At 62.2% G+C, this 14,950-nt stretch carries 21 protein-coding genes; 10 read left to right on the top strand and 11 right to left on the bottom strand.

The window, feature by feature from the left end:
* Nucleotides 1-28 precede the first annotated feature (28 nt).
* The 3 genes from arsC to RIN61_RS17775 are packed head-to-tail and all read left to right on the top strand — an operon-like array spanning nt 29 to nt 1,390.
* Nucleotides 29-382: an arsenate reductase (glutaredoxin) gene (gene arsC, locus RIN61_RS17785; RefSeq protein ID WP_112251095.1), complete on the top strand. Its 354-nt coding sequence runs from the start codon at nt 29-31 to the stop codon at nt 380-382.
* Nucleotides 379-984 (top strand): NAD(P)H:quinone oxidoreductase, encoded by a 606-nt coding sequence (gene wrbA, locus RIN61_RS17780; protein ID WP_025338005.1) that lies wholly within the window; start codon nt 379-381, stop codon nt 982-984. Before arsC ends, wrbA begins: the two co-directional genes overlap by 4 nt.
* On the top strand, nt 977-1,390 hold the full coding sequence (locus tag RIN61_RS17775; RefSeq protein WP_133970559.1) for a DUF2069 domain-containing protein: 414 nt from the start codon (nt 977-979) through the stop codon (nt 1,388-1,390). Before wrbA ends, RIN61_RS17775 begins: the two co-directional genes overlap by 8 nt.
* 116 nt (nt 1,391-1,506) lie before the next feature.
* On the opposite strand, the gene RIN61_RS17770 is transcribed toward RIN61_RS17775, so the two are convergent.
* Both RIN61_RS17770 and ttcA read right to left on the bottom strand, forming a co-directional pair.
* On the bottom strand, nt 1,507-2,178 hold the full coding sequence (locus RIN61_RS17770; protein ID WP_112251092.1) for a DNA-3-methyladenine glycosylase I: 672 nt from the start codon (nt 2,176-2,178) through the stop codon (nt 1,507-1,509).
* 4 nt (nt 2,179-2,182) lie between these two features.
* Nucleotides 2,183-3,007 carry a tRNA 2-thiocytidine(32) synthetase TtcA gene (gene ttcA / locus RIN61_RS17765; protein ID WP_012270926.1) on the bottom strand — a complete coding sequence of 275 codons (825 nt, stop codon included), beginning with the start codon at nt 3,005-3,007 and terminating at the stop codon, nt 2,183-2,185.
* Between the two features lie 262 nt (nt 3,008-3,269).
* On the opposite strand from ttcA, the gene RIN61_RS17760 reads away from it, so the two are divergent.
* Both RIN61_RS17760 and RIN61_RS17755 read left to right on the top strand, forming a co-directional pair.
* On the top strand, nt 3,270-3,869 hold the full coding sequence (locus tag RIN61_RS17760) for a Yip1 family protein (RefSeq protein WP_003252385.1): 600 nt from the start codon (nt 3,270-3,272) through the stop codon (nt 3,867-3,869).
* Between the two features lie 132 nt (nt 3,870-4,001).
* Nucleotides 4,002-4,496 (top strand): SprT family zinc-dependent metalloprotease, encoded by a 495-nt coding sequence (locus RIN61_RS17755; protein WP_112251091.1) that lies wholly within the window; start codon nt 4,002-4,004, stop codon nt 4,494-4,496.
* Between the two features lie 187 nt (nt 4,497-4,683).
* Here RIN61_RS17755 and fpr read toward each other — a convergent pair whose 3' ends face one another.
* The gene (gene fpr, locus RIN61_RS17750; RefSeq protein ID WP_112251090.1) at nt 4,684-5,463 is read right to left on the bottom strand and encodes a ferredoxin-NADP reductase; all 780 of its coding nucleotides are present in this window, start codon (nt 5,461-5,463) and stop codon (nt 4,684-4,686) included.
* Nucleotides 5,464-5,584: 121 nt separating this feature from the next.
* Between fpr and finR the strand changes: the two genes are divergently transcribed.
* Entirely contained in the window at nt 5,585-6,511 is a 927-nt protein-coding gene (finR, locus tag RIN61_RS17745; RefSeq protein WP_112251089.1) for a LysR family transcriptional regulator FinR, read from the top strand.
* Here the strand turns inward: finR and RIN61_RS17740 are convergent.
* The 3 genes from RIN61_RS17740 to RIN61_RS17730 form a co-directional block, all read right to left on the bottom strand.
* Nucleotides 6,508-6,873 (bottom strand): diacylglycerol kinase, encoded by a 366-nt coding sequence (locus RIN61_RS17740; protein WP_004375479.1) that lies wholly within the window; start codon nt 6,871-6,873, stop codon nt 6,508-6,510. The two genes, finR and RIN61_RS17740, sit on opposite strands and share 4 nt — an antisense overlap.
* Before the next feature lie 73 nt (nt 6,874-6,946).
* Entirely contained in the window at nt 6,947-7,597 is a 651-nt protein-coding gene (erdR, locus tag RIN61_RS17735; protein WP_112251088.1) for a response regulator transcription factor ErdR, read from the bottom strand.
* 78 nt (nt 7,598-7,675) lie between these two features.
* On the bottom strand, nt 7,676-8,386 hold the full coding sequence (locus RIN61_RS17730) for a tRNA-uridine aminocarboxypropyltransferase (RefSeq protein WP_215520367.1): 711 nt from the start codon (nt 8,384-8,386) through the stop codon (nt 7,676-7,678).
* 257 nt (nt 8,387-8,643) lie between these two features.
* On the opposite strand from RIN61_RS17730, the gene RIN61_RS17725 reads away from it, so the two are divergent.
* Nucleotides 8,644-9,063, top strand: a complete 420-nt coding sequence (locus tag RIN61_RS17725) for a quorum-sensing-regulated virulence factor family protein (protein ID WP_112251085.1) — start codon at nt 8,644-8,646, stop codon at nt 9,061-9,063.
* 12 nt (nt 9,064-9,075) lie between these two features.
* Here the strand turns inward: RIN61_RS17725 and RIN61_RS17720 are convergent, their stop codons facing one another.
* A complete protein-coding gene (locus RIN61_RS17720) occupies nt 9,076-9,285 on the bottom strand; it encodes a hypothetical protein (protein ID WP_112251083.1) in 210 nt (69 codons plus the stop codon).
* Between the two features lie 161 nt (nt 9,286-9,446).
* Between RIN61_RS17720 and RIN61_RS17715 the strand changes: the two genes are divergently transcribed.
* Nucleotides 9,447-10,565 carry an LOG family protein gene (locus RIN61_RS17715; RefSeq protein ID WP_112251081.1) on the top strand — a complete coding sequence of 373 codons (1,119 nt, stop codon included), beginning with the start codon at nt 9,447-9,449 and terminating at the stop codon, nt 10,563-10,565.
* A gap of 204 nt (nt 10,566-10,769) precedes the next feature.
* Here RIN61_RS17715 and recX read toward each other — a convergent pair whose 3' ends face one another.
* From recX to RIN61_RS17695, 4 genes are all read right to left on the bottom strand, one after another.
* Nucleotides 10,770-11,240 (bottom strand): recombination regulator RecX, encoded by a 471-nt coding sequence (gene recX / locus RIN61_RS17710; RefSeq protein ID WP_085619270.1) that lies wholly within the window; start codon nt 11,238-11,240, stop codon nt 10,770-10,772.
* A gap of 21 nt (nt 11,241-11,261) precedes the next feature.
* Entirely contained in the window at nt 11,262-12,329 is a 1,068-nt protein-coding gene (gene recA, locus RIN61_RS17705; protein WP_015269214.1) for a recombinase RecA, read from the bottom strand.
* A 103-nt stretch (nt 12,330-12,432) separates the two neighbouring features.
* Nucleotides 12,433-12,915 (bottom strand): CinA family protein, encoded by a 483-nt coding sequence (locus RIN61_RS17700; protein ID WP_112251079.1) that lies wholly within the window; start codon nt 12,913-12,915, stop codon nt 12,433-12,435.
* A 122-nt stretch (nt 12,916-13,037) separates the two neighbouring features.
* The gene (locus tag RIN61_RS17695) at nt 13,038-13,691 is read right to left on the bottom strand and encodes a glycosyltransferase family 25 protein (RefSeq protein ID WP_112251077.1); all 654 of its coding nucleotides are present in this window, start codon (nt 13,689-13,691) and stop codon (nt 13,038-13,040) included.
* 603 nt (nt 13,692-14,294) lie between these two features.
* On the opposite strand from RIN61_RS17695, the gene RIN61_RS17690 reads away from it, so the two are divergent.
* Complete coding sequence (locus RIN61_RS17690) at nt 14,295-14,651, top strand: ATP-dependent DNA ligase (RefSeq protein ID WP_153670798.1); 357 nt, start codon at nt 14,295-14,297, stop codon at nt 14,649-14,651.
* The gene (locus RIN61_RS17685) at nt 14,632-14,946 is read left to right on the top strand and encodes a hypothetical protein (protein WP_108479875.1); all 315 of its coding nucleotides are present in this window, start codon (nt 14,632-14,634) and stop codon (nt 14,944-14,946) included. Before RIN61_RS17690 ends, RIN61_RS17685 begins: the two co-directional genes overlap by 20 nt.
* The last annotated feature ends 4 nt before the right edge of the window (nt 14,947-14,950 follow it).

Genomic DNA, 14,950 nt, shown 5'->3' with positions numbered 1-14,950 from the left:
CGCCACACCCTGCTGGATGCGACCCGACATGACCGACCTCACGCTCTATCATAACCCGCGCTGCTCGAAATCCCGCGGCGCCCTGGAACTGCTCGAAGCTCGCGGCCTGGCGCCGACCGTCGTTCGCTACCTCGAGACCCCGCCCGACGCTGCCACCCTGAAGGCCCTGCTCGGCAAGCTGGGCATCGCCCCGCGCCAACTGCTGCGTACCGGCGAGGACGAGTACAAGGAGCTGAACCTGGCCGACCCGGCGTTGACCGACGCACAACTGATCGAAGCCATGGCCCGGCACCCCAAATTGATCGAGCGGCCGATCCTGGTCGCCGGTGACAAGGCCGTGGTTGGCCGCCCGCCCGAGAAAGTACTGGAGATCCTGCCGTGAGCCAGCCTTACATCCTGGTGCTGTATTACAGCCGCCATGGTTCGACCAGCGAGATGGCCCGGCACATCGCCCGCGGCATCGAGCTGGCCGGCATGGAAGCCCGCCTGCGCACGGTGCCGGCAATTTCCACCGAGTGCGAAGCGGTGGCCCCGGACATCCCGGCCAGTGGCGCGCTGTACGCCACCCTGGACGACCTGCGCCACTGCGCCGGCCTGGTACTGGGCAGCCCGACCCGCTTCGGCAACATGGCGGCGCCGCTCAAGTACTTCCTGGATGGCACCAGCAGCCTGTGGCTGGGCGGTGAACTGGTCGGCAAGCCGGCAGGCGTTTTCACCTCCACTGCCAGCCTGCACGGCGGGCAGGAAACCACCCTGCTGTCGATGATGCTGCCCCTGATGCACCACGGCATGCTGGTGATGGGCCTGCCGTACAGCGAATCGGCACTGCTCGAGACCCGTGGCGGCGGCACCCCGTATGGCGCCAGCCATCATGCTGGCGCCGATGGCAAGCGCGAGCTCGACCAGCACGAGATCGCCCTGTGCCGCGCCCTTGGCCAACGCCTGGCGACCACCGCCAAGGCCCTGGAGGCCGCACGTGGCTAAGAAGCCCAAGGTATTGCCGGCGCTGGAATGGTTGGCACCGCGCCTGCGCCTGACGCGGGCGCTGAGCCTGGCGTTCTTCTTCGGCCTGATCGCCCTGCTGGTAGTGAACAACCTGTGGTTCGCCAACCTGCACGGGGCGCGGGTCGAGGTGATCCTGGCGATCGAACTGGTGCCGTTGTTGCTGTTGTTGCCGGGCATGCTGACAGGCAGCGCCCGGGCACATGCCTGGACCTGCTTCGTGGTGAATATCTATTTCATCAAGGGCGTGCTGGCGGCGTTCGACCCGGCGCGGGCGGTATTTGGCTGGGTAGAAGTGCTGGTGAGCCTGGGGCTGTTCATTGCCGGGCTGCTGTATGTGCGCTGGAAGTTCCAGCATGAGCGGCGCATGGCGGGCGAAGGGGCGTAAATTCTGGGGCCGCTTTGCGGCCCTTTCGCGACACAAGGCCGCTCCTACAGGGTATCGCGTATTCCTGTAGGAGCGGCCTTGTGTCGCGAAAGGGCTGCAAAGCAGCCCCAGCAATCTCAATGGTTGACGGTATGCGCGAGCATCACCGACAACTGGCACAGCGGCCGCCCACTCTCGGCATGCCACTGGTTGAACGCCTGCTGTACCAAGGCCAGGTCCCGCTGGCTGGTCGGCGGCTTGTCGATCAACTTCTGCGCAATCAACGCCGCAGCCATGTCATCGGTAGGGATGAACGTATCCTTGCCGACCATGCGCAAGAAGCGCGGTGCCGACAACCCGCCCAGCTGGTTACCGTGCTTGGCCAGGTACTTCCACAAGCCGACGATGTCGGTCACCGGCCAGTCGGCGATGAACGCACCAAAGCTGCCCTTCTCCTTCGCGATATCAAGCACCATCTGCGCATTGCGCGGCACGCTCTTGAGCTTGCCCAGGTGGCGGATGATGCGCTCGTCGTGCATGAGCCGCTCGAGGTGTTCGGCGCCCATCAACACCACCTTCTCCGGGTCGAAGCCGAAGAACACCTGCTCGAACGCCGGCCACTTGGCATCCACCAGGCTGTGCTTGAGCCCGGCGCGGAACACGCGCAGGGCCAAGGTCGACAGGTAGCGGTCGTCACTGATATCACGCAGCTGCGCCGGCGTGCGCGGCTGCGGCAGGAAGGCCTCCAGCGCCTGGGCCGAGCCGAAGCGGTTCAGGCAGTATTCGTGCAACCACTGGTAATCGCGCATGGGCTCAGATGTTCAGCACGTCAAGGAAACGCGGGGTGGCGTTTTCGTCGATCTTCAGGCTGGTGAAATCGAACAGGTTGCGGTCGGCCAACTGCGACGGTGCAACGTTCTGCAGGGCGCGGAAGATGCTCTCGGTACGCCCCGGGTGCTTGCGCTCCCATTCCACCAGCATGTCCTTGACCACCTGGCGCTGCAGGTTTTCCTGCGAGCCGCACAGGTTGCACGGGATGATCGGGAATTCCTTCATGTCCGAGTAGGCCTGGATGTCCTTCTCGCTGCAGTAGGCCAGCGGGCGGATCACCACGTTGCGGCCATCGTCGGCGCGCAGCTTCGGCGGCATGCCCTTGAGCGCGCCGTTGAAGAACATGTTGAGGAAGAAGGTTTCGACGATATCGTCGCGGTGGTGCCCCAGCGCCATCTTGGTCGCGCCGATTTCGTCGGCAAAGGTGTACAGGGTGCCACGGCGCAGGCGCGAACACAGCGAGCAGGTGGTCTTGCCCTCGGGGACCAGCTCCTTGACCACAGAATAGGTGTCCTTCTCGACGATGTGGTACTCGACGCCCAGTTCCTTGAGGTAGGCCGGCAGCACATGCTCGGGGAACCCCGGCTGCTTCTGGTCCATGTTCACCGCAACGATCTCGAACTTGATCGGTGCCACCTTCTGCAGGTGCAACAGAACGTCGAGCATGGTGTAGCTGTCCTTGCCGCCGGACAGGCAGACCATGACCTTGTCGCCATCCTCGATCATGTTGTAGTCGGTGATGGCTTCGCCGGCGAGACGACGCAGGCGTTTTTGCAGTTTGTTCTGGTTGACCGAGAGGGTGCCCATAGCGCTTGGATCCGCGAGGTGTGACAAAAGCCGGCTATTTTACGCACAAACGCGGCGGCGCTGTAGGCATTCCGATAAAGACTTCATCGTAATCAACAGCGCGCCTTACAGCGCAATTTGCTCTAAAAAGCACGGTTTATGCCGGTAACGGCTTCCTATACTGCGACATAAGGCCACATTACCGCTTGCTTCGGTGTTCCGGCCTGGCGCCGCTTGCGCTCCATCTGGGGGGCGTTTGGCAACATTGAGAGGAGTGATCGGCATGATTCATCACGTTGTGGGGCTGTTTACCCATCCCGACCAGGAATGGCGGGAAATTCGTGGCGAAGAAGAAACCATCAGCCACATGTACCTGACGCACACCCTGATCCTGGCTGCGATCCCCGCCGTGTCGGCCTTCATCGGTACCACCCAGGTCGGTTGGGTGATCGGCGACCGGCCAGCGGTGATGCTGACCATGGAAAGCGCCATCTGGATGAGCATCATGTCGTACCTGGCCATGCTTGCCGGGGTGGCGGTAATGGGGGCGTTCATCCACTGGATGGCCCGCACCTACGATGCCAACCCGTCAATGGCACAGTGCATCGCCTTTGCCACCTACACCGCCACACCGTTGTTCATCGGCGGCCTGGCGGCGCTGTACCCGCACCTGTGGCTGGGCATGCTGATCGGCACCGCCGCCATCTGCTACACGGTGTACCTGCTGTACGTCGGCTTGCCGACGTTCATGAACATACCGTCCGACGAAGGCTTCCTGTTCTCCAGCTCGGTGCTGGCGGTAGGCCTTGTGGTACTGGTGGCGATCATGGCCGCCACGGTGATCATCTGGGGACTGGGCGTGGGGCCCGTCTACACCAACTAGAACAGACCCGACCAACACTGGGGCATCAAACCTGGGGCCGCCGCAAGGCGGCCTCTGGCTGTGCGCTGACCGGTGGCTCGGCAGCCTGCCCGGGGTTGCGGCATAATGCCCGGTCAGGAGAACCACCCCGCCATGCCCGAGCTGCTCAGACAACGCGTCGAAACCTGTTACCAGCAAGCTGAAACCTTCTTCAAACGCCCCTTCCCGCGCCCGGAGGTCAGCTTCAAGCTGCGCGGGCAAAAAGCCGGTGTCGCCCACCTGCACCAGAACCTGCTGCGCTTCAACCTGCAGCTTTACCGCGAAAACCAGGAAGACTTCCTGCGCCAGACCGTGGCCCATGAAGTGGCGCACCTGGTGGCCCACCAGCTGTTCGGCGACCGTATCCAGGCCCATGGCGAGGAGTGGCAGCTGATCATGCGCGGGGTGTATGAACTGCCGCCCAACCGTTGCCACAACTACGAAGTGCAACGGCGCGTGGTGACCCGCTACATCTACCGCTGCCCGTGCCCACAGAGCGACTTCCCGTTTACTGCGCAGCGGCACAAGCTGGTGCGCCAGGGGCGGCGCTACCTGTGCAAGCGGTGTCGGGAGATATTGGTGTACAGCGGCGAGACGCGCGTGGAATAGGTTGTGTTGTGCCTGTTCCGGCCCCTTCGCGGGTAAACCCGCTCCCACAGGGATACCACTGACGTCAGGCCTTGTGGTAGCTCTGTGGGAGCGGGTTTACCCGCGAAGAGGCCAGTGTTGGCGACACATGAATCACAGGCACAAGAAAGGCGACCCTAAGGTCGCCTTCTTTGCATCAGCCTGTGCCTTACTTCTCGACGAAGGCACGCTCGATCAGGTAGTCACCCGGCTCGCGCATGCGCGGGGAGACCTTCAGGCCGAAGCTGTCCAGCACTTCGCTGGTCTCGTCGAGCATGCTCGGGCTGCCGCAGATCATCGCGCGATCGTCCTGCGGGTTGATCGGTGGCAGGCCGATGTCGCTGAACAGCTTGCCGCTGCGCATCAGGTCGGTCAGGCGGCCTTGGTTTTCGAACGGTTCACGGGTCACGGTCGGGTAGTAGATCAGCTTGTCGCGAACCGACTCGCCGAAGAATTCGTTCTGCGGCAGGTGCTCGGTGATGAACTCGCGGTAGGCCACTTCGTTCACGTAGCGCACGCCGTGCACCAGGATCACTTTCTCGAAGCGCTCGTAGGTTTCCGGGTCCTGGATGACGCTCATGAACGGTGCCAGGCCAGTGCCTGTGCTCAGCAGGTACAGGTGCTTACCCGGTTTCAGGTCATCGAGAACCAGGGTACCGGTAGGCTTCTTGCTGATGATGATCTCGTCGCCTTCCTTCAGGTGCTGCAACTGCGAGGTCAGCGGACCGTCCGGCACCTTGATGCTGAAGAACTCCAGGTGCTCTTCCCAGTTCGGCGAAGCGATGGAATAGGCGCGCATGAGCGGACGGCCGTTGTCCTGTTGCAGGCCGATCATCACGAACTGACCGTTCTCGAAGCGCAGGCCCGGGTCGCGGGTGCACTTGAAGCTGAACAGGGTGTCGTTCCAGTGGTGCACACTGAGGACACGTTCGTGGTTCATGTTGCTCATTTAATGGGGCTCCTGAAGAAAGACGCGGCGCGCGCAAGACGCGCAGTTGCGCGATAGTTTAGGGGCAGCGACAATATCTGTTAACTGGATTATCAAGATATGTGTTATCGGTTATATAGATATGCGATTTACACTTCGTCAGCTGCAAGTCTTCGTTGCCGTGGCCCAGCACCAGAGCGTTTCGCGCGCCGCCAGTGTGCTGGCCTTGTCGCAGTCGGCCGCCAGCACCTCGATCACCGAGCTTGAGCGCCAGTCCAGCTGCCAGCTGTTCGACCGCGCCGGCAAGCGCCTGAGCCTCAACGCCCTGGGCCAGCAACTGTTGCCGCAGGCCGTGGCCCTGCTCGACCAGGCCAAGGAAATCGAAGACCTGCTCAACGGCAAGTCCGGTTTCGGCTCGCTGGCGGTCGGTGCCACGCTGACCATCGGCAACTACCTGGCCACCCTGTTGATCGGCAGTTTCATGCAGGTGCACCCGGAAAGCCAGGTGAAGCTGCATGTGCAGAACACTGCGCATATCGTGCAACAGGTGGCGCATTACGAAATTGATCTGGGTCTGATCGAAGGCGATTGCAACCACCCGAACCTGGAAGTGCAGCCCTGGGTCGAGGACGAGCTGGTGGTGTTCTGCGCGCCGCAGCACCCGCTGGCCAAGCTGGGCCGCGCCGATGTACAGACCTTGTCCCAGGAAGCGTGGATCCTGCGCGAGCAGGGCTCAGGCACGCGCCTGACCTTCGACCAGGCCATGCGCCACCACCGCGCCAACCTCAACATCCGCCTGGAGCTGGAACACACCGAAGCGATCAAGCGCGCGGTGGAGTCGGGCCTTGGCATTGGCTGCATCTCGCGCCTGGCCCTGCGTGACGCCTTCCGCCGCGGCAGCCTGGTGCCGGTGGAAACCCCGGAGCTGGACCTGATGCGCCAGTTCTACTTCATCTGGCACAAACAGAAGTACCAGACCTCGGCCATGCGCGAATTTCTCGAACTGTGCCGCAACTTCACTGCCGGTTTCACACGCAGTGACGAGATCGTGTTGCCACCGATCGCTTAAAGCAGGATCACGCCCCACACCAGCGCCACCATGGTCAGTGCCACCAGTTGCGCGGCGCTGCCCATGTCCTTGGCGTTTTTCGAAAGTGGGTGGCGCTCGAGCGAAATGCGGTCGATGGCTGCCTCCACCGCCGAGTTGAACAGTTCGACGATCAAGCCCAACAGGCACACGGCGATCATGATCGCCCGCTCCGCACGGCTGACCGGTAGCCAGAAAGCGATCGGGACCAGCAGCACATTGAGCAGCACCAGCTGGCGGAACGCGGCCTCGCCCTTGAAAGCGGCGCGCAGGCCGTCCAGCGAATAGCCGGCAGCGTTGAAGATACGTTTGAGGCCGGTCTGGCCCTTGAATGGCGATGTCATGTATGTCACTTCACAACGGAAAGGCCAGCAGACTAGACCGGCACGGGTCAAAAAAGCGTGAAGCCACACGCACTCAGCTACTGGCAACCGATTCAAGTTGTTGCAGCAGCAAAGCCGCCTGGGTGCGAGTACGCACGCCCAGCTTGCGGAAGATCGCGGTCACGTGGGCCTTGATGGTCGCTTCCGAAACGCTCAGCTCATAGGCGATCTGCTTGTTCAGCAGGCCTTCGCAGACCATGGTCAGCACGCGGAACTGCTGTGGCGTGAGGCTGGCCAGCCCTTCGCTGGCGGCCTTGGCCTCGGCCGAGACATCGACTTTTTCGAACGCCTGCGGCGGCCACCAGACCTCGCCATCGAGCACTTTACGCACCGCATCCTGAATAACTTCCAGGGTGCTGGACTTGGGAATGAAGCCACTGGCGCCAAACTCGCGGGACTTGACCACCACTGCGGCCTCTTCCTGCGCCGATACCATCACCACGGGTATCTGCGGGTATTGCCCGCGCAGCAGCACCAGCCCGGAAAAACCATAGGCCCCTGGCATGTTCAAGTCCAGCAACACCAGGTCCCAATCGGCTTTTTCGCTCAGGCGGGTTTCCAGTTCGGCAATACTGGCGACTTCAACCAGGCGTACATCCGGGCCCAGGCCGAGGGTAACGGCCTGGCGCAAGGCGCCACGGAACAGCGGGTGGTCATCGGCAATCAGGATTTCGTAAGTGGCCATCGATCTGGGGATCCTGTTCTGTGTCGGGCACTCGGGTAAGGGTCATTATGAACCAAAGCAGGGGTTGTGCCCCTTGGACTATAGGAAGGTATGCAAACGCTGGTGGGTATCGTCCTGCTCGTCCAGCGGCAGGCGCCGCTTGCCGCTCAGGTAATGCAGGCTGAACACATCCAGGTAGGCGTCCAGCGCCTGCGAGGCCTGGGTATCGCCAGCCAGGTCCAGGCACATGGCGGCGACTTCCGCAGTGCAGAAGTGATCATCGCGCTTGGAGCGGCGCAGCCGGTAGCGGGACATCTGCTCGGCCTGCAGGCTCAACACCGGGAAGCGGTCAAGGTACGGGCTTTTGCGGAACATCTTGCGCGCTTCGGTCCAGGTGGCATCCAGCAGGATGAACAGCGGGCGCTTGCCCGGCTCGCGCACCACTTCGCTGACTACTCGCTCCTGGGCAACGAATTCGCCGGGAAAGACGATGTAGGGCTGCCAACGCGGATCGCCCAGCAACGCCAGCAAGCGTTCGTCGACCGAAGTGCGCAGCCAGCCGAAGGCCGAGGTGTCCTGGATCAGGTCGGCGATCAGCCAGCCGGTATTGGTGGGCTTGAGCGGCTCGGTGTCATGCATCAGCAGGCACACGCCGGACTCGGCCTGCACCCGAGGCTTCCAGGCGCACAGGCAATGAGTGGCAATGACCCGGCAGTCGGGGCAGCGCTCGGCACGCGAACCACGGGCGATGAAGGGCTTGTTGCTGCGCGCCAGGCGTTCGGCGCGCAGGCGCGCTACCGCATGGCTCATGCCGGCAGGCCTCTGGACAGGTTGGGAATGGACACAAGGATGACTCGGAGAAAACTAAGGGCGCCAGTCTATCAGAACAGCGGCCAATTGCTGTGCAGGTGGCGGCGCGGTCCTTATAATCGCTGTTTTTACCCAGCCTCGCGCCTGCGCGCTTCTGGGGCTGCTGCGCAGCCCCATTTGCAGCCAACGTGCGGTTGTCACGGAACGCCGTCGACCCGCGCATGTCAAAGCGCCAGTCATCGAACCAGGAGAGATTCATGCTGCGCCGTATCGTACCCGCCCTGAGCCTGTTGCTCGCCCTGCCCCTGGCAGCCCAGGCGGCTTCCAAGCAGGAATACGACCTGAACAACATGCTGCAGAAGGTTGCCAAAGAGAGCAGTGTCGGCACCCCGCGAGCCATCAACGAGGACATCCTCGACCAGGGTTACACGGTGGAAGGCAAGGCACTGGTCAACCACCTGAGCGTGCGCCAGGAGCATGCTGCGCGCATGCAGGCCAACCCCGATCAGGTACGCAGCCAGCTGGGTGACAGCGTCTGCCGCAACAGCGGTTTCCGCAACCTGATGTCCAAGGGCGCGGTGATGGTCTACCGCTTCACGGTCTACAAGACCAACCAACCGATCATGGATCAGGCGTTCGACAACGCCAGCTGCGTCGCAGGCAACAAGAAGAAGTAACCACTTCGATCGCTACGCCTTCTCGTCCTCACGGTCGCGCCAGTGCCCTTCAGCGGCATCGGCGCGCATCTCTGCCAGCAGCGCCTGCAAGTAGCGCGACTGGCATTCCAGCCCCGACAGCCTGCGCCGGCACTCGGCTTCCAGGCTCAGGTGATGCACCTGGGCCGCATTCTCCAGCTGCTGGTAAAGCTGCCGGTCCACTTCGATGATCAAGCGATGCATACCGCCACCTCCTGCATCGACACGTTTCGCTCTACCCAGTTAACCAAACCCGCATCCCCAGTGGCTGCATGCCGACGGGCGGCGATGCCGAACACCCCGGCACGATTGAGCGCAAGGGTCTAGATTGAGGTCAGAGGTATTGGTGCAGAAGGAGACGTTGCATGCCTTACCAATCGAGTGAACTGCTGTTCAGCCACTTCCGCGACAACAACATCGACCTGAGCAACATCGACGAACAGCTGCAACTGGTAGCCCCGAACAGCCCCAACCTGCCGCTGTACCGCGACATGATGCTGACCATCCTGCGCATGGCCCATGACGACACCGACCGCTGGAGCGCCAAGATCACCCTGCAGGCGCTGCGCGAACTGGACCATTCGTTCCGCACCCTGGAGCGCTACAAGGGCCGGCGCAAGGTGACCGTGTTCGGCTCGGCGCGCACCCCGCTGGAACACCCGATGTACGCCCTGGCCCGCGAACTGGGCGCAACCCTGGCACGCTCCGACCTGATGGTCATCACCGGTGCCGGCGGCGGCATCATGGCAGCTGCCCACGAAGGCGCCGGCAGCGACCACAGCCTGGGGTTCAACATCACCCTGCCCTTCGAGCAACACGCCAACCCCACGGTGGATGGCACCGACAAGCTGCTGCCGTTCCATTTTTTCTTCATCCGCAAGCTGTTCTTCGTCAAGGAGGCCGATGCCCTGGTGCTGTGCCCGGGTGGTTTCGGCACTCTGGATGAAGCGCTGGAAGTGCTGACCCTGATCCAGACCGGCAAGAGCCCGCTGGTACCGGTAGTGCTGCTGGATTCGCCAGGTGGCAGCTTCTGGCGCGACTGCCTGGACTTCATCAGCCGCCAACTGGAGGAGAACCGCTACATCCTGCCCAGCGACCTGAAACTGCTGCGCCTGGTGTACAGCGCTGACGAGGCAGTGGAAGAAATCAACCAGTTCTACAGTAACTACCACTCCAGCCGCTGGCTGAAGAGCCAGTTCGTGATCCGCATGCATCACCCGCTCAGCGAGGCGGCGCTGTATGACATCCAGGAAGGCTTTGCCGACTTGCGCCTGAGTGGCAAGTATCACCAGCAACCTGACAGCAGCGCCGAGCACGAAGTGGGCAATTTCAGCCACCTGACCCGTTTGTCATTTGCCTTCAATGGTCGGGATCAAGGCCGGCTGCGTGAACTGGTGGACTTCATCAACCTGCCGGAGAACTGGGCCAAGCCGCAACCCATGCATACCACGCAGCGGGCCAGGGAGGCGTTGAAGGTCAGTTGATCGTGATACTAGTCCGCGCATCCTGTGGGAGCGGGTTCATCGAGGCGTCGAACCGCCGCGAAGAATCCAACGCGGTGTATGACACCGGCTGCGCCGGTGTTCGCGGGTAAACCCGCTCCCACAAGAGCACGCACTGTCTGATGCCTCGCCTCAAACCTGTGGGAGCGGGCAAGCCCGCGAAGGGCCGCAAAGCGGCCCCGGTCTTCAGTAATCGTCGATATCACGCCCACTGAGCAGGCGGCCGATCATGTCCATGGGGAAACCCCGGTACGCCAGAAAACGGGTCTGCTGGGCACGGCTTCGGGGATCTTGCGGGCGTTGACCAGCAAACTTGCGCTGCCATACATCACGCATGCGCTCGCCCCAGTCCACCTCGCTCTCGCGAAGCGCCTGCTCGATATCAGCACGCGCCAAACCGCGCTGGCCTAGCTCTTCGCGAATACGCGCAGGGCCATAGCCGGAGCTGGAACGGTACCGGATGAAACTTTCGAGGTAGCGGGCTTCGCTAAGCAGCCCTTCTTCGGCGAGCCGGTCGAGTTCAGGCTCGATCAGCTCGTCCGAAGCGCCGCGCTGACGCAACTTGCGCGTCAGCTCGACGCGACCGTGCTCACGTCGCGCGAGCAGGTCCATGGCTGTCCGCCGAATGGCGACGGGGGTGTCGAGTACGGCGGACATGTTCGGCTATCTACCGCGCAATCAATAACCGGCGTCAGCGTCGGCCATGTCATCGGCATCGGCTTCGGCAGCAGCAGCCTTACCAGCAGCCGCAACAGCCCCAGAGGTCAGCAGCTTCTCACGAATCTGCTTCTCGATCTCGGCACCAATAGCCGGGTTCTCAGCCAGGTACTTGGCAGCGTTGGCTTTGCCTTGACCGATCTTGTTGCCTTGGTAGGCGTACCAGGCACCGGACTTCTCGACCAGACCCTGGGAAACACCCAGGTCAATGATCTCGCCGTTACGGTAGATACCCTTGCCGTAGAGGATCTGGAACTCGGCTTGACGGAATGGTGGAGAAACCTTGTTCTTGACGATCTTGACGCGGGTTTCGCTACCGACCACCTCGTCGCCTTCCTTGACCGCGCCGGTGCGGCGGATATCCAGACGCACCGAGGCGTAGAACTTCAGGGCGTTACCACCGGTGGTGGTTTCCGGGCTGCCGAACATCACACCGATCTTCATACGGATCTGGTTGATGAAGATGACCAGGCAGTTGGCGTTCTTGATGTTACCGGTGATCTTGCGCAGCGCCTGGGACATCAGGCGCGCCTGCAGGCCCACGTGCATGTCCCCCATCTCGCCTTCGATCTCGGCCTTCGGTACCAGGGCGGCCACGGAGTCGACGATGATCACGTCGACAGCGTTGGAACGCACCAGCATGTCGGTGATTTCCAGGGCCTGTTCGCCGGTGTCCGGCTGCGAAACCAGCAGGTCGTCGACGTTGACGCCCAGCTTGCCGGCGTACTCGGGGTCGAGGGCGTGTTCGGCGTCGACGAAGGCGCAGGTGGCGCCGTTCTTCTGGGCTTCGGCGATGACCGACAGAGTCAGCGTGGTCTTACCCGACGATTCCGGGCCGTAGATCTCGACGATACGGCCTTTTGGCAGGCCGCCGATGCCCAGGGCGATGTCCAGGCCCAGCGAGCCAGTGGAGATGGCAGGGATAGCCTGGCGCTCGTGGTCGCCCATGCGCATGACGGCGCCCTTGCCGAATTGGCGTTCGATCTGACCCAGGGCCGCAGCCAAGGCGCGCTTCTTGTTGTCGTCCATTGAAATCCTCACGTGTTCGACTTGGCCCTGACGGCCGGAATACCTGTATAAGTAGCCAGTATTATTCCACAGGCAAGCGCCCGCGCAAACCCCTGTTGTCGATTTACTCGGCACCAAGCTGTAACAAGCCGTCTAACGCGGCGATCACCGTCTGTCGGCGCACAGCCTCGCGGTCGCCGTCGAACTGGCGCCGCTCGCTGTACACATGGTTACCGTCGCCCCAGGCCAGCCACACGGTACCCACTGGTTTGGCCGGCGAACCACCGTCTGGCCCGGCCACGCCGCTCACCGCCACGGCAAAGCGCGCGCCGCTGGCAGCCTGGGCGCCGCGGACCATCGCTTCGACCACTTCCTGGCTTACCGCGCCAACCTGGCCGAACAACGCTGCGGGCACTCCCAGCTGACGGGTTTTCTGGGTGTTGGAATAGGTCACGTAACCGGCCTCGAACCAGGCCGAGCTGCCGGGCACACGGGTGATGGCCTCGGCGATGCCGCCACCGGTGCAGGATTCGGCGGTGCTCACCTGCGCGTTGAAGCGGCGCAGGTGCTCACCCAGGCGGATGGCAAGCGTGGTGATCGGGTCCATGTCGGGCTCCTTGTAGACTGCCTTCTACCCTAGCATTTCAGGATTGGGGAATGGGCGTCTGGCGGCGTGCTGGACATGAGGATGTTCGCCTCTGGATTTTTGGCGCCTGAAGCCCACACCAATCAGAAATTCAGCCGCAGCACGGTCCGCCAGAGGTTCTTCATCGGTGAACGACGATGCTTGGTCCAGTTGCGCTCCCACCACTCGTCCTCATTGCGCACCACCTGTTCCAGGTCGCTACCGGCCACGGCGGCGGCGTGCTGGCGGAACATCATGGGGAATACGCAATGCTGGCGGATCCGGTGCTTGACCACCACATCCACCGGCGTGCCATCGTAGGGGGTCTGCGCCAGGATCCGGCAGCCCTCGCGCGACAGCACATAAGCATGCAGCGCCACCACCCGCCCGCGGGCGATGAACGGGAACCAGGTCAGCCAGGTTCGCCCCATGGAATAACCCAGGTGCAAGGCCTCGAAAGGCCGTTTCTGCATGAAGCGATTGACCCAGCGCACTTGCGAAGGCTTGAACTCATAAGCCTTGGCATCGTCTTCGAAGATCAGGATTCGATCGAGGCCCTTATCCAGCGCATGACGGGCCAGTTGCTGATGGGATTCGTAGCAACCGCGCTTGGGATCGCTGTTTTTCTCGACGACATGAAAGTGCACTTCGTTGTCGAGCTGTCGCCCGATGGTTTCGCTGAACAGCGTGCGCCGGTCAGCGCGGGTGTCGAGGGAAATACAAAAAACCGCATCTACATCAAAACGAACTGCGCTCATGGCACTAATCAACCTGTTGCAATAACTTTCTATTGGGCCGCAGGCCCCCGCGAATGCGTCAGGCAAGCCATCCTGATGGGTAAGAGCGCGCAATTCTCCATGGCAGCTCGGTGCTGTCAACCTGCCTTCAATACAACCCTGCGCGCTTGCCAGACATGCAGGTACTGCCTGCCGGGTAGCCGTGTTAACCTATGCGGCTTGAAAAATCCGGTGGGTCTCGGCGTCGCGCATGCAACACAGAACGCCCCAATTTGCCCCACAATATTGAGACCTACTTTTTAAGCCCTTGATGAATAAAGCAATCTCCGATTTCTCCGCACACACCCCGATGATGCAGCAGTAGCGGAAATAATCGACCTCAGACCGCGACCAATGCGGCCTGCGAATCGAGCCTGTCTAATATGGTTCTGCCAGTTTCAGCGACTTTCGCCCAGCAAAACCGAGATGCTTTTGAGCGGTTTTAGACACCTGAACCACCCTCCCCGGCGTTCTGCCGAACGATTCCCTTCCTTTGTGTAGCCGCTCACTGCTTGTCGGGTCGCAGGCACCTTTCCTGCCCGGCAAACTCCATCGGGAACAACCCGAAGCTGAGAGGTGGCCGTCATGCAGCCCCCGACGGTACCGTGCCCTGAACGCATCGCGCCGCAGCTCGTTACGCTGGTCGGCCGGCCACCCGCCGGCGCCTGGCGATACGAGATTAAGTATGACGGGTACCGGATGCTGGCCAGGATCGATGGCTCGGTTCAGCTGTTCACCAAGAACGGGTACGACTGGACGGACCGTATGCCGCTGGTGGCCGCGGACCTGGCCCGGATGGCCGTCCACTCGGCCTGGCTCGACGGCGAGGTGGTTGTGCAGGATGACGATGGCCGGCGGCGGGCATCAGTTTGGAGAGCGACATGGAGCCGCAGTAGGCGGGGCGAATGCCCTAGGAGGCATTGTGTACGAGGTGTTGGTTGAAGCGGAGGCCAGTGTGCTGCAATGCGAGATCACCGACCTCGTTGACGAGCAGTCGAAGACCGGCGCCTGGTCGAGCGACTGGGACGCCCATGGCTACAGGGAGTTAGAGTTCCGTGTGGTCTCCGGTCAGTGGCTCGATCCAGACGGTACACCCCATGACCTGGGCATGAACGGCTGCGCAGAAGTTGTCGACCGATACGCCGAGTTCATCGAAGAAGAGTTATGGGCGCCCTGCCCTGCCGATTCAATGAAAAGGTGGCAAATTCTTTCCGCCCTTTTCCCGAAGCACAAGTGACCGA

Source organism: Pseudomonas inefficax (assembly GCF_032164165.1).
Classification (GTDB): Bacteria; Pseudomonadota; Gammaproteobacteria; order Pseudomonadales; family Pseudomonadaceae; genus Aquipseudomonas; species Aquipseudomonas inefficax.
The sequence above is the reverse complement of the archived record's forward strand: the minus strand, read 5'-3'. Positions and strand labels throughout refer to the sequence as shown.